Genomic DNA, 13,248 nt, shown 5'->3' with positions numbered 1-13,248 from the left:
CATGGGCGGTATGGCTACTCACCTGATCACCGGTGCCGGATCCGGCATCGGCGCCGCCGTCGCCGCCCGGCTGCACGCCCGCGGCGACGACCTCGTCCTCCTCGCCCGGGACGCCGCCCGGGCCAAGCAGCTCGTCGAGCGCTACCCGGGCGCGCGGGCGCTCGTGGGCGACCTCGCCGACCCCGACCGGCTCTCGTGGGCCTTCTCCAAGCAGCCGGTCCCCGAGCGGATCGACTCGCTCCTGCACATCGCGGGGATCGTGGACCTCGGACCGGTGGGGGACCTGCGGCCCAAGACCTGGCACCAGCAGCTCAACGTCAACCTGATCGCCCCCGCCGAGGTCACCCGGCTGCTGCTGCCCACCCTGCGGGCCTCCAAGGCCACCGTCGTCTTCGTGAACTCCGGCGCCGGGCTGCACGCCCACGCCGACTGGAGCGCCTACGCCGCCTCCAAGCACGGGCTCAAGGCGCTGGCCGACTCGCTGCGCGAGGAGGAGAAGGCGAACGGGATCCGGGTCACCTCCGTGTACCCCGGCCGCACCGCCAGCCCCATGCAGGCCAAGGTGCACTCCCAGGAGGGCAAGGAGTACGACCCCACCGCCTGGATCGATCCCGAGTCCGTGGCGACCACCGTCGTCATGGCCGTCGACCTGCCGCGCGACGCCGAGGTCAACGACCTGTCCGTCAGGCCGGGCCGATGAGCGCGAGCGCCACCGGGATCGGCTCGCTGCCCGGCGGGGACGCCCGCGAGGCCGCCAAGACGGTGACCGGCTCGTTCGAGGAGTTCCCGTACCTCCCCGAGCTCCCCGCCCGGGGCGCCGGCGCCGACATGATCGGCCGCTCGCTGGGGCTGCTGGTCGACATGTACGCGCACGTCGAGCCCAGCGGCTGGCGCGTGAGCGACCGCCCCGGCCGCGACAGCAAGCGCGCCCGTTCCTGGCTCGGCGAGGACCTCGACGCCCTGGAGGAGTTCACCCAGGGCTACACCGGCAAGCTCAAGATCCAGGCCGTCGGGCCGTGGAGCCTGGCCGCCGCCCTGGAGCTGCACGGCGGCGAGGCCATGCTCCAGGACGCGGGCGCCTGCCGGGACCTGGCCGGATCGCTCGCGGAGGGCCTGCGCGAGCACCTGGCCGACGTACGCAAGCGGATCCCCGGCGCCGAGGTCGTGCTGCAGTTCGACGAGCCGTCGCTGACCGCAGTGCTGCTCGGGAGGGTCCGGTCCGCGAGCGGGTACCGGACCTACCGCGCCGTCGACCGGCAGGTCGTCGAGGGCACCCTGCGCGACCTGTTCGCGGTGCACGACGGCGAGGTGATCGTGCACTCCTGCGCCCCCGAGGTTCCCTTCGGGCTGCTGCGGCGGGCCGGGGCCGCGGGCGTGTCGTTCGATTTCTCGTTGCTCACGGAGCGCGAGGACGACGCCATCGGCGAGGCCGTCGAAGCGGGTACCAAACTCTTCGCCGGAGTGGTGCCGGGCACCGACGGCCCGTTGTCGGACCCTGCCGGTAGCGTCATGGGTGTCAGGAAGCTTTGGCGCAGGCTGGGGCTGGCCCCGGGGACTCTGGCGGAGTCCGTCGTGGTCACCCCGTCGTGCGGTCTGGCGGGCGCTTCGCCCGCCTACGCCCGCGCGGTGCAGGCGCACTGCGTCAGGGCGGCGAGGTCGCTCGCCGACAACCCTGAGTGACGGTCGAGAGACGGGCCACGGGAGGACACGGCATGGCAGCCGAACAGCAGGACACGGCAGTACCGGCGGCGGTGCGTGAGCAGCACGCGCTGCTGGCCGAACAGATCGAGGAGCACCGCTTCCGGTACTACGTGAACGACCAGCCGGTCGTCAGCGACGCCGAGTTCGACAAGCTGCTGCGCTCGCTCGAGGCGCTGGAGGAGCAGTACCCGGAGCTGCGCACGCCCGACTCGCCCACCCAGAAGGTGGCCGGGGCCTACGAGACGGACTTCGCCTCCGTGGTGCACCGCGAGCGCATGCTCTCCCTCGACAACGCCTTCGACGAGGAGGAACTGACCGCCTGGGCCGAGCGGGTGGCCCGGGACGTGAACACCTCGGACTACCACTACCTGTGCGAGCTGAAGGTGGACGGCCTCGCCGTCAACCTCACCTACGAGAACGGCCGCCTCACCCGCGCCGCCACCCGCGGCGACGGCCGCACCGGTGAGGACATCACGCCCAACGTCCGCACCATCGCCGAGATCCCGGACCGGCTCAAGGGCGAGCGGATCCCGGCCCTCGTCGAGATCCGCGGCGAGGTCTACTTCCCGATGGAGAAGTTCGAGGAGCTCAACGCCCGGCTCGTGGAGGCGGAGGGCAAGCCCTTCGCCAACCCGCGCAACGCGGCGGCCGGTTCGCTGCGCCAGAAGGACCCGAAGGTCACGGCGAGCCGCCCGCTCCACATGGTCGTGCACGGCATCGGGGCCCGCGAGGGCTTCGAGATCGAGCACCAGTCGCAGGCCTACGAGCTGCTGCGCGAGTGGGGCCTGCCGACCGCCCGGCACAACAAGGTGGTCTCCTCGCTCGCCGAGGTCCGGGAGTTCATCGCGTACTTCGGCGAGAACCGGCACTCGGTGGAGCACGAGATCGACGGCGTCGTCGTCAAGCTCGACGAGATCGCCCTCCAGGGGCGGCTCGGCTCGACGGCCCGCGCCCCGCGCTGGGCGATCGCCTGGAAGTACGCGCCCGAGGAGGTCAACACCAAGCTCGTCGACATCAAGGTCGGGGTCGGCCGCACCGGCCGCGTGACCCCGTACGCGCAGGTGGAGCCGGTGACGGTGGCGGGCTCCGAGGTCGAGTTCGCGACCCTGCACAACCAGGAGGTCGTCAAGGCCAAGGGCGTGCTGATCGGGGACACCGTCGTGCTGCGCAAGGCGGGCGATGTCATCCCCGAGATCCTCGGGCCGGTGGTGGACCTGCGGGACGGCAGCGAGCGGGAGTTCGTGATGCCCGCCGAGTGCCCCGCGTGCGGGACGGAGCTGCGGCCGATGAAGGAGGGGGACATCGATGTCCGGTGCCCCAACGCGCAGACCTGCCCCGCCCAGCTGCGCGAGCGGCTGTTCTACCTGGCCGGCCGCCAGTCCCTCGACATCGAGAACTTCGGCATGGTCGCGGCGGCCGCGCTGACCGGCCCGCTGGAACCGGCGCAGCCGCCCCTGCTGGACGAGGGCGACCTCTTCGGACTCACCATCGAGGACCTGCTGCCCATCAAGGCGTACGTCCTGGACCCGGACAGCGGCCTGCCCAAGCGGGACCCGAAGACGGGCGAGGAGAAGATCGTCACGGTCTTCGCCAACCAGAAGGGCGAGCCGAAGAAGAACGCCCTCGCGATGCTGGAGAACATCGCGGCCGCCAAGGACCGCCCGCTCGCCCGCATCATCAACGGCCTGTCGATCCGTCATGTCGGCCCGGTCGCCGCGGAGGCCCTCGCCCGCGAGTTCCGGTCGATCGAGCGCATCGAACAGGCCACGGAGGAGGAGCTGACGGCCACCGACGGCGTCGGTGCGATCATCGCGGCCTCCCTCAAGGAATGGTTCGCCGTCGACTGGCACCAGGAGATCCTGCGCAAGTGGCGGGAGGCCGGGGTCCGGATGGAGGAGGAAGGTTCCGCCGAGGAGGAGGGGCCGCGCCCGCTGGAGGGGCTGACCGTCGTCGTCACCGGCACGCTGCAGAGCCACACCCGGGACGGCGCGAAGGAGGCCCTGCAGAGCCGCGGGGCCAAGGTCACCGGCTCGGTGTCGAAGAAGACCTCCTTCGTCGTGGTCGGCGACAACCCGGGCTCGAAGTACGACAAGGCCGTGCAGTTGAAGCTCGCCATCCTCGACGACGCCGGGTTCGAGGTCCTCCTGGAGCAGGGCCCGGAGGCGGCGCGCGAGGCGGCGCTCCCGGTGGACGGCGGCGGCGGAGCGCAGTAAGCGGCAGCAACAGCCGGAAGGCAATCACCCGGACAGATCTGCGGGGGAACGGCGAAGGCGAACCGTTGCATGGCGTGCGGCCGTACGGGCGGGCGCACGCCGGGCGCGGCGGACGGTGGTAAACGGCTGGTACAAGGCTGGTCGTAGGGCGGTGAGCTGTCGGATCATCGGACGGGTGACCGGGGGGTCCTGGTCCAAACTCACCCGTTCGGCGGATACCGTACTGATGAGGATGGCTGGGTCGCATTCGGGCAACCACCGCCGACCGCTGCCCCTGGGACCCTCCCGCGTCCTACTGTTGAGGGGTGCGCCTGTCGTGCACGGCTGCCGGATGCAATTCCAGCCGTGATGGCATGACATCGGGGCCATCGCGTGACATCGGCATCGCCGGCTGTGAGAGGGACGGGCATGAAACCCACCGAAAGCGCCGACCCGTCACCTGAATTCGGCGGGGACATCCCGTCCATGCGGGCGGGCCGGACGGGTGTCCTGGGGGCCAGGGCGCCGCAGGGCCGGGACCTCGGCACCGGTGCGGACGGACCGGCGCGGCGCGGCGTGCTCTCCCTCGCCGTCGTGGGCCTGGCCGTCGTGGTGCTCGGCGCGGGCGTCGCCTCCGCCCTGAGCGACCGTCAAGCACTGTTCCCCGGTGGCGCGGTGGGCTGGGCTCTCGCCCTGCTCACCGGCATCATCGTCGGCCACCTCGTCGCCCTGGGCCGGGACCGCTGGTGGGGCGGCACCGGCTCGGGCGCGGCCCTCACCCTCGGCGTGCTCATCCTCTACGGGTGGGTGCCCGCGGGACTCGTCTCGCTCGCGGTGGTCTCCCTGGTCGGGGCTGCGCGCCGGCACCGCTGGCGGCAGGGGCTGCTGCACGGCTCCGCGGACATCCTCGGCATCGGCGCGGCAGCCCTCGTACTGGCCGCCTTCGGCGAGGCGCCGACCGTGGAGAACCCGTGGCGGCCCACCACCTGGGAGCTCGACGCCGTACCCGAGATCGTCCTCGTGGCGGTCGCGTACCTGCTCGCCACCCGGTTCCTGCTGTGGATCGCGCTGGCCCCGCGCGGCGGCGGCCTGCCCACCGTCGCCCGTACGGCCCTGCTCCGCCAGGCCTTAGTCGCGGTCGCGCTGCTCGGGATCGCCCCGCTGATCTGCGTCGTCGCGGTCACGAAGCCGGTCCTGCTGCCGCTGTTCGCCGTGCCGCTGATCGCGCTGGACTCCACCCTGTGGATCGCCCGGGCGCGCGCCGAGGAACAGCTGCGGGACCCGCTCACCGGGCTGCCGAACCGGCAGTGGCTGCTCGAGCGGGCCTGGACCGCCCTGGACGAGGCTGAACGTTTGGGCACCCGGGCAGCTCTCGTGCTGATCGACCTGGACCGCTTCCGGGCGGTCAACGACACCCTGGGCCATCTGGCGGGCGACCGGCTGCTCCTGCAGATCGCCGACCGGCTGCGCCAGGCACTCCCCGAGGACGCCGAGGCGGCCCGGCTCGGCGGAGACGAGTTCGCGGTCCTGCTGCCCGTCGCCGACTCCACCACCAGCGCCCAGCGCATCGCCCGCCACCTGGTCGCGGAGCTCAGCTCCCCGCTGGACCTGGACGGCCTCACGCTCGTCCTGGAGGCCAGCGCCGGCCTCGCCGTCTTCCCCGACCACGCCCTGGACGCCGAAGGGCTGCTGCGCCGCGCCGACGTCGCGATGTACCAGGCCAAGCGCGACCGCACCGGCGTGGAGGTGTACGAGTCCAAGCGGGACAGCAACACCCCCGACCGGCTCGGACTCCTCGGCGATCTCCGCCGGGCCCTGGACGCCGGTGAAGTCGAGCTCCACTACCAGCCGAAGGTCCGCTTCGACGGGCAGGTGGCCGGGCTCGAGGCCCTGGTGAGGTGGGTCCATCCGGAACGCGGCCGGGTGCCCCCGGACGAGTTCATCGCGATCGCCGAGACCTCCGGGCTGATGCCGCACCTGACGGAGTACGTCCTGGAGACGGCCCTCGCACAGGTCGCGCGGTGGCGTGCGCAGGGCCTGAAGGTGCCGGTGGCCGTCAACGTCTCGCCGCGCGACGTCCACACCCCCGGCTTCGCGGGGGCCGTGGCCGCGCGGCTGGCCCGGCACGGGGTTCCGGCGAGCGGCCTTCAGCTGGAGATAACGGAGCACGTACTGCTCGAGGACCCGCAGCGGGCGGCGGACACCATGGCCGGGCTGACCGGCCACGGCGTGAAGATGTCCCTGGACGACTTCGGCACCGGGTACTCCTCGCTGGTCCACCTGCGCCGGCTGCCGGTCAGCGAGCTGAAGATCGACCGCTCGTTCGTGGGCCGGCTCGCCGTCGACGCGCAGGACGCCGAGATCGTCCGCTGCACGGTCGACCTCGCCCACTCGCTGGGCCTGCTCGTGGTCGCGGAGGGCGTGGAGGACGACGAGACGTGGGAGCGGCTTCGGGACCTGGGCTGCGACGCGGTGCAGGGATGGCTGGTCGCCGCCGCGATGCCTCCGCAGGAAGCCACCGCCTGGCTCCTCGCCCGAGGCGAACGCGGCTGGCGCCGCCCGGCCGACATCTCGGCGGAACTGGCCGCGGCCGAGGCCGACGCGGTCTGACTCCGTCGGGTGTGCGGGGCCGCGCCGCGTGCGGCGCCGCTGCTGGGGCTCCGCCCCAGACCCCGCTCCTCAAACGCCGGAGGGGCTGGATTTTGGCTGTGCTGCGCTCGACGGTGCCGCACCAATCAGCCCCGCCGGCGTTTGAGGCGCGGGGTCGGGCGGGACTCCGTACGGGCGCTCCGGGCAGGGCGAGGGCAAACCGTTTCGTGGGTCCGGGGGTGGGCCCCATAGGATTGAGCCCGAAACGGAACATCCACCCACCCCCAGAGGATCGCTGCATGCCTGGCATTACGCGCGAGGAGGTCGTCCACCTCGCTCGGCTGGCGCGCCTTGAGCTGTCCAGCAACGAGCTGGATCACTTCGCCGGACAGCTCGGCGACATCATCGGCGCGGTCGCCCGCGTCTCCGAGGTCGCCGACCAAGACGTCCCGCCGACCTCCCACCCGCTGCCCCTGACGAACGTCATGCGCGCGGACGAGGTCCGTCCCTCGCTCACCCCCGAGCAGGCGCTCTCCGGCGCTCCCGCCCAGGAGCAGCAGCGATTCAAGGTGCCGCAGATCCTGGGGGAGGACTAACAGCCATGACGGACATCATCAAGCTCACGGCAGCCCAGACCGCCGAGAAGATCGCCTCCGGCGAGCTCACGGCCGTCGAGGTCACCGAGGCCCACCTGGCCCGCATCGACGCGACCGACGAGAAGGTCCACGCCTTCCTGCACGTCGACCGCGAAGGCGCCCTCGCCCAGGCCCGCGCCGTCGACGCCAAGCGCGCGGCCGGCGAGAAGCTCGGCCCGCTGGCCGGCGTACCGCTCGCCCTCAAGGACATCTTCACCACCGTCGGGGTCCCGACCACCGTCGGTTCGAAGATCCTCGAAGGCTGGATCCCGCCCTACGACGCCACCCTGACGCGCAAGCTGAAGGAAGCCGACGTCGTGATCCTCGGCAAGACCAACATGGACGAGTTCGCCATGGGGTCCTCGACGGAGAACAGCGCGTACGGCCCGACCGGCAACCCGTGGGACCTCACCCGGATCCCCGGCGGCTCCGGCGGCGGCTCCGCGGCCGCGCTCGCCGCGTACCAGGCGCCCCTCGCCATCGGCACGGACACCGGCGGCTCCATCCGCCAGCCCGCCGCCGTCACCGGCACGGTCGGCGTGAAGCCGACCTACGGCGGCGTCTCCCGCTACGGCATGGTGGCCTTCTCCTCCTCCCTGGACCAGGGCGGCCCCTGTGCCCGCACGGTCCTGGACGCCGCGCTGCTCCACGAGGTCATCGCCGGCCACGACCCGCTCGACTCCACCTCCATCGACGCACCGGTCCCGCCGGTCGTCGAGGCCGCCCGCAACGGCTCCGTCGCCGGCATGCGCGTCGGCGTGGTCAAGCAGTTCGCCGGCGAGGGCTACCAGGCCGGCGTCGTCCAGCGCTTCAACGAGTCGGTGGAGCTCCTCAAGGAGCTCGGCGCCGAGATCGTCGAGCTGGACTGCCCGTCCTTCGACCTCGCGATGGCCGCGTACTACCTGATCGCGCCGTCCGAGTGCTCCTCGAACCTGGCCCGCTTCGACGCCATGCGCTACGGCCTGCGCGTCGGCGACGACGGCACCAAGTCCGCGGAGGACGTCACCGCCCTGACCCGCGAGGCCGGCTTCGGCGACGAGGTCAAGCGCCGCGTCATCCTCGGCACGTACGCGCTCAGCTCCGGCTACTACGACGCGTACTACGGCTCCGCCCAGAAGGTCCGCACGCTCATCACGAAGGACTTCGAGAAGTCCTTCGAGCAGGTCGACGTGATCGTCTCCCCGACGACCCCCACCACGGCCTTCCCCATCGGCGAGCGCACCGACGACCCGCTCGCCATGTACCTCGCGGACCTGTGCACCATCCCGACCAACCTGGCCGGCAACTCCGCCATGTCGCTCCCCTGCGGCCTGGCACCGGAGGACGGCCTCCCGGTCGGACTGCAGATCATCGCCCCCGCCATGAAGGACGACCGGCTCTACAAGGTCGGTGCCGCCGTCGAGGCCGCCTTCGTCGCCCGCTGGGGTCACCCGCTGCTCGAGGAGGCACCGTCGCTGTGAGTGGAAGCGCACTGTCCAAGGCCAAGGGCTTCAAGAAGTCCAAGTCCGGGACCTACCTGTCGATCGGCACCACCGCGTTCGGTGCCATCAGCGTGATCAAGCAGGCCCGCAAGGCCCGCACCGAGCAGGACATGCTGAAGCTGGTCGACGCCGTCGTGTCCGCCGCCGCCATCGTCACCGGTCTCGCGATCCTGTACCGCGAGCTGAAGCGCCTGGGCGACGACGACGTCCTGCTGGGCTGAGAGGGAAAGTTTCACCGTGACCACCTTCACCGAACTTCTGTCGTACGAAGACGCCCTCGCGTCGTACGACCCCGTCATGGGCCTCGAGGTCCATGTCGAGCTCGGCACCAAGACCAAGATGTTCTGCGGCTGTTCCACCGAGCTGGGCGCCGAGCCCAACTCGCAGACCTGCCCCACCTGCCTCGGTCTGCCCGGCTCCCTGCCGGTCGTCAACGCGATCGGCGTCGAGTCCGCCATCAAGATCGGTCTCGCGCTGAACTGCGAGATCGCCGAGTGGTGCCGCTTCGCCCGGAAGAACTACTTCTATCCGGACATGCCGAAGAACTTCCAGACCTCCCAGTACGACGAGCCCATCGCCTACAACGGCTACCTGGACGTCCAGCTGGAGGACGGCGAGATCTTCCGCGTGGAGATCGAGCGCGCCCACATGGAGGAGGACACCGGCAAGTCGCTGCACGTCGGCGGTGCCACCGGCCGTATCCACGGCGCGTCCCACTCCCTGCTGGACTACAACCGCGCCGGCATCCCGCTCATCGAGATCGTCACCAAGCCGATCGAGGGCGCGGGCGTACGGGCCCCCGAGGTCGCCAAGGCGTACGTCGCCGAGCTGCGCGAGGTCATCAAGGCGCTCGGCGTCTCGGAGGCCCGCATGGACAAGGGCCAGATGCGCTGCGACGTGAACCTGTCGCTGCGCCCCGGCCCCGACGCGCCCTACGGCACCCGCAGCGAGACGAAGAACGTCAACTCGCTGCGCTCCGTCGAGCGCGCGGCCCGCTTCGAGATCCAGCGCCACGCGGCCGTCCTGAGCAGCGGTGGCTCGATCGTGCAGGAGACCCGGCACTTCCACGAGGAGGACGGCTCCACGACGGCCGGCCGCATCAAGGACAACGCCGAGGACTACCGGTACTTCCCGGAGCCCGACCTGGTCCCCGTGGCCCCGGCCCGCGAGTGGGTCGAGGAGCTGCGCGCCGGTCTGCCCGAGATGCCGCGCGTGCGCCGCAACCGGCTCCGCGAGGAGTGGGGCGTCAGCGAGCACGACATGCAGTCGATCCTCAACGCGGGCGCCGTGGACTCCATCGTCGCCACGATCGAGGCGGGTGCCGACTCGGCCGCCGCGCGCAAGTGGTGGATGGGCGAGCTGGCCCGCAACGCCAACGAGCAGGGTGTCGTCGTCGACGAGCTGCCGATCACCCCTGCGCAGGTCGCCCGGGTCGCGGCGCTGGTCGCCGCGGGCGAGCTGAACGACAAGCTGGCCCGCCAGGTCCTCGAAGGCGTCCTCGCCGGCGAGGGCACCCCGGACGAGGTCGTCGAGAAGCGCGGCCTGAAGGTCGTCTCGGACGAGGGCGCGCTCGGCGCGGCCGTGGACGAGGCCATCGCGGGCAACGCGGCCATCGCCGACAAGATCCGCGGCGGCAAGGTCGCCGCCGTCGGCGCCCTGGTCGGCGCGGTCATGAAGACCACCCGCGGCCAGGCCGACGCGGCGCGCGTCAAGGAGCTCATCCTGGAGCGCCTGGGCGTCTCGCAGTAGGCGCTCCGTACGTACGGCGGCGGCCCCGCACCGGACTCCGGTGCGGGGCCGCCGCCGTCGAGCGGACGTCGGGTTCGGGGCCGTGGCCGTCGTCCGCGGTCCGCCGGGCCGGTCAGCGGTTTGCCGGGCCGTCAGCGGTTCGCCGGGCGGGGCTCGGGTGCGGTGAGGAAGGCGAGGCGGGCCGGCTTGGCCGGGAGGTGGACCTCGGGCAGGTCGATCTCCGGGAGTTCCACCTCCGGGCCGAGCGTGAAACCGGACCGTTCCAGCAGGGCGATGGCCTTGGTGTTGCGGGCGTCCGGCTCGGCGACGATCCGGCGGGTGGCGGGATCGGAGAACAGGTGCGCGATGAACGTCCCCACCAGCGCGCCCGTGAAACCGCGCTCGGCCGCTCCCCGGCTCGGGCCGATCAGCAGGTGTACGCCGACGTCCCCGGGCTGGACCTCGTAGCACTCGCCGACCCGGTCCTCGGCGCAGTCGTACGTCTGGAAGAGCGCGACCCGCTCCCCGTCGCGGGCCGCCATGAACGCGTGGTGCGTCGTGCGGCGGTCGACGTCCTCGTAGATCTCCTGGACGAGTTCGCGGCCGGCCCCGCCCATCCCCCAGAAGCGCGCCCGCTCCTCGGTGACCCAGCTGTGGATCAGCGCCGAGTCGGCGGCGGGGTCGACGGGGGTGATCGTGACCGTGCCGAAGCCCTCCACGAGCTGGCTGTATACGGGCTGCCGGGTGGAGATCATGCGGGTTCCTTGGTGAGGCGGGCCCAGTCGGTGACGACGGGGACGAGGTCACAGCGCGCCCAGAGGGGCAGCTGGTCGCGGTGGTGGGGTGCGCCGGGGACGCCGTCCGCGCCGAGCGGGACCGCCCAGAGGCTGTCCTCGCGGCGGGCGAGGTCCCAGACGTAACGGGCCGCCGACGCGCGGGCGGCGAGGTCGGTGAACCCGGGGACGCACGAGGTGGCGTTCACGCAGTCGTGGTCGCCGCCCAGGCCGGGCCACTCGGCCTCCGGGTCCGGCAGCGCCGACCAGGGGGCGAGGCGGTGGACCTGGGCCCAGGGAGTGTCGGGGGCGCCGGCCGCCGCCGTCTCCTCGAGTGCGGCCCTGACGTGCGCGGCGCGGTCGAGGCCGGGGAGGAGGGAGGTGGTGAGCAGGCCTTCGAGGGCGTAGCCGATCCGGGGCACCAGGTACAGCCAGGGGTGGAACACCTCCGGGCCGGTCGGGGCGCCGGCCAGGTCCGCGAAGACGGGATCGGCGGCGAGGCGGCGTACGGTCGCGGTCCGGAAGGCCGAGAAGACGGTGGCGTCGGTGCTGTCCGCCGCCATGTGCCGGTCCCAGGCCAGCAGCCGGGCGCGCAGGGCCGCCGCTGCGGGGGACAGCCCGTCCGGCGCGGGCAGCAGGGCGAGCAGCGGGCCGGCGGAGGCCAGGTACGTGTCCCCGTGTACGGCGGCCATCGCCTTCGGCGACCAGTCGGCGGAGCCGCTGAGCAGCTCGCGGATGCGGTTGGCGCGGTGCGGCGGCGCGAACTCCACGCCGAGCGGGGAGGCGATGCCGCGGGCGTTCGCCATGACGGCGAAGCCCTGCACGGGCTCGGCGGGGGTCTCGGCCCAGCCCTGCCAGGCGTGGCGCCGGTCCCAGGCGGGTACGGGGCGCAGCCGGTTGGCGTTGTCGCGCAGCGGCACGGCGCCCGCGACGCGGTGCAGCAGGCCGCCCGAGGAGTCGGCGGCGTGGACGACGTTGACGGGCTCCGCCCAGTGGTCGAGGGCACGGTCGATGTCGGCGACGGTGCGGGCGCGCAGCAGTGCGGGGAGGGCGGCGAAGCCGAGGTCGCGCCGGACGCGGGGCGGGTAGCGCAGCGAAAGGGTCCGGCCGCCTTCGTTGACGATCACCGGGCCGCGGGCGGTCTCCAGGACCTCGACCTCGACCTCGGCCTCGAGCTCGACCGCGACCTCGACGTCGCGGGCGCCGGCGGCATCCGGGGAGCCCACGCTGCCCTCGCCGCCCGCGCGGCCCGCCACGGTGATGATCTCCGTGTGCCGGGCGACCGCTTCCCAGACGCCGTCCGGGCCCAGCGCCTCCAGGCCGGGGCCCTCGCCGCGCAGCTGCTCGGTGTAGAGGTCCTGGTAGTCGGCCATCGCGTTGGTGATGGCCCAGGCGGCGGTGCCGGTGTGCCCGAAGTGGGCGAGGCCGGGGACGCCGGGCACGGCGAGTCCGAGGACGTCGTACTCCGGGCAGGAAAGGCGTATCTGCTGGTAGACGCCCGGATCCTCGATGAACCGGTGCGGGTCGCCCGCGATGATCGCCGCGCCGCTGGTGGTGCGGTCGCCCGGCACCAGCCAGCCGTTGCTGCCGGCGGTGCCGGGGCCGTCGGTGGCGAAGAGGGTGACGGCGTCCTCGCCGAGGGCTCGGGCCACGCGCTCGCGCCACAGCTTGGTGGCGAAGCCGGCGAACAGGATGTGCGTGGCGGTCCAGATCGCCAGCGGGATCCAGGGCTCCCAGGGGGCGGGGGTCAGGCCGGTGCGCGCGAAGCGTGCGTCGCGGGCGGCGCCTGCGGCGAGTCCGTCGTTGACGCCGCGGACGTACGCGCGGACCCAGGCGGCCGTCTCCGGATCGTCGGCGTCCAGGGCCTCGTAGCAGCGGCGGGCCGTGTCGCCGATGCGGCTCTGGCGGGCGAACCGGTCCCAGGGCACGCAGTCCGCGCCGAGGAAGGAGGCGCTGGAGCCCTGGGCGCGGTGGCGTTCGACCTCCAACTGCCAGGCGCGGTCGAGGGCGGTCACGCGGCCCTGGGCGTAGGCGAGGGCGAGGGCGTCGTCGGCACGGAGGTGGGGGATGCCCCAGTTGTCCCGGTAGAGCTCGAAGGCACAGGCGTCCGGGTCGGTCACAAGGCTCACACTCGTCCCCCAGTCATTAG

Annotated in this window: 10 protein-coding genes; 8 read left to right on the top strand and 2 right to left on the bottom strand. The window is 72.6% G+C overall.

The window, feature by feature from the left end:
- Positions 1 to 10: 10 nt before the first annotated feature.
- The 8 genes from AB0D44_RS04240 to gatB all read left to right on the top strand — a co-directional run bounded on the left by AB0D44_RS04240 (position 11) and on the right by gatB (position 10,347).
- Complete coding sequence (locus tag AB0D44_RS04240; protein ID WP_362584084.1) at positions 11 to 700, top strand: SDR family oxidoreductase; 690 nt, start codon at positions 11 to 13, stop codon at positions 698 to 700.
- Positions 697 to 1,680, top strand: coding sequence for a methionine synthase (locus AB0D44_RS04235; RefSeq protein ID WP_362584081.1), 984 nt, complete (start codon positions 697 to 699; stop codon positions 1,678 to 1,680). The genes AB0D44_RS04240 and AB0D44_RS04235 overlap by 4 nt, the downstream gene beginning before the upstream one ends.
- 32 nt (positions 1,681 to 1,712) lie before the next feature.
- The gene (gene ligA, locus AB0D44_RS04230) at positions 1,713 to 3,914 is read left to right on the top strand and encodes an NAD-dependent DNA ligase LigA (protein WP_362584078.1); all 2,202 of its coding nucleotides are present in this window, start codon (positions 1,713 to 1,715) and stop codon (positions 3,912 to 3,914) included.
- Between the two features lie 408 nt (positions 3,915 to 4,322).
- Positions 4,323 to 6,503 (top strand): bifunctional diguanylate cyclase/phosphodiesterase, encoded by a 2,181-nt coding sequence (locus tag AB0D44_RS04225; protein WP_362584075.1) that lies wholly within the window; start codon positions 4,323 to 4,325, stop codon positions 6,501 to 6,503.
- Positions 6,504 to 6,781: 278 nt separating this feature from the next.
- Entirely contained in the window at positions 6,782 to 7,078 is a 297-nt protein-coding gene (gene gatC / locus AB0D44_RS04220) for an Asp-tRNA(Asn)/Glu-tRNA(Gln) amidotransferase subunit GatC (RefSeq protein WP_030010586.1), read from the top strand.
- Between the two features lie 5 nt (positions 7,079 to 7,083).
- Positions 7,084 to 8,577, top strand: coding sequence for an Asp-tRNA(Asn)/Glu-tRNA(Gln) amidotransferase subunit GatA (gene gatA, locus AB0D44_RS04215; protein WP_362584072.1), 1,494 nt, complete (start codon positions 7,084 to 7,086; stop codon positions 8,575 to 8,577).
- On the top strand, positions 8,574 to 8,819 hold the full coding sequence (locus AB0D44_RS04210) for a hypothetical protein (protein WP_362584070.1): 246 nt from the start codon (positions 8,574 to 8,576) through the stop codon (positions 8,817 to 8,819). Before gatA ends, AB0D44_RS04210 begins: the two co-directional genes overlap by 4 nt.
- 16 nt (positions 8,820 to 8,835) lie before the next feature.
- Positions 8,836 to 10,347, top strand: coding sequence for an Asp-tRNA(Asn)/Glu-tRNA(Gln) amidotransferase subunit GatB (gene gatB / locus AB0D44_RS04205; protein WP_362584067.1), 1,512 nt, complete (start codon positions 8,836 to 8,838; stop codon positions 10,345 to 10,347).
- 131 nt (positions 10,348 to 10,478) lie between these two features.
- Here gatB and AB0D44_RS04200 read toward each other — a convergent pair whose 3' ends face one another.
- Together AB0D44_RS04200 and AB0D44_RS04195 are read right to left on the bottom strand one after the other, a co-directional pair.
- Positions 10,479 to 11,081, bottom strand: a complete 603-nt coding sequence (locus AB0D44_RS04200; RefSeq protein WP_362584066.1) for a GNAT family N-acetyltransferase — start codon at positions 11,079 to 11,081, stop codon at positions 10,479 to 10,481.
- Positions 11,078 to 13,228 carry a penicillin acylase family protein gene (locus AB0D44_RS04195; RefSeq protein ID WP_362584063.1) on the bottom strand — a complete coding sequence of 717 codons (2,151 nt, stop codon included), beginning with the start codon at positions 13,226 to 13,228 and terminating at the stop codon, positions 11,078 to 11,080. Before AB0D44_RS04195 ends, AB0D44_RS04200 begins: the two co-directional genes overlap by 4 nt.
- Positions 13,229 to 13,248: the final 20 nt, after the last annotated feature.

The sequence above is a fragment of the Streptomyces sp. NPDC048349 genome (assembly GCF_040651925.1).
Classification (GTDB): domain Bacteria; phylum Actinomycetota; class Actinomycetes; order Streptomycetales; family Streptomycetaceae; genus Streptomyces.
This window is presented reverse-complemented; position numbering and strand designations above follow the sequence as displayed.

Excerpts from the sequence above, each read along its gene's own strand:
- AB0D44_RS04240 (WP_362584084.1), top strand. The coding sequence starts at position 11 with ATGGCTACTCACCTGATCACCGGTGCCGGATCCGGCATCGGCGCCGCC.
- AB0D44_RS04235 (WP_362584081.1), top strand. The coding sequence starts at position 697 with ATGAGCGCGAGCGCCACCGGGATCGGCTCGCTGCCCGGCGGGGACGCC.
- ligA (WP_362584078.1), top strand. The coding sequence starts at position 1,713 with ATGGCAGCCGAACAGCAGGACACGGCAGTACCGGCGGCGGTGCGTGAG.
- AB0D44_RS04225 (WP_362584075.1), top strand. The coding sequence starts at position 4,323 with ATGAAACCCACCGAAAGCGCCGACCCGTCACCTGAATTCGGCGGGGAC.
- gatC (WP_030010586.1), top strand. The coding sequence starts at position 6,782 with ATGCCTGGCATTACGCGCGAGGAGGTCGTCCACCTCGCTCGGCTGGCG.
- gatA (WP_362584072.1), top strand. The coding sequence starts at position 7,084 with ATGACGGACATCATCAAGCTCACGGCAGCCCAGACCGCCGAGAAGATC.
- AB0D44_RS04200 (WP_362584066.1), bottom strand. The coding sequence starts at position 11,081 with ATGATCTCCACCCGGCAGCCCGTATACAGCCAGCTCGTGGAGGGCTTC.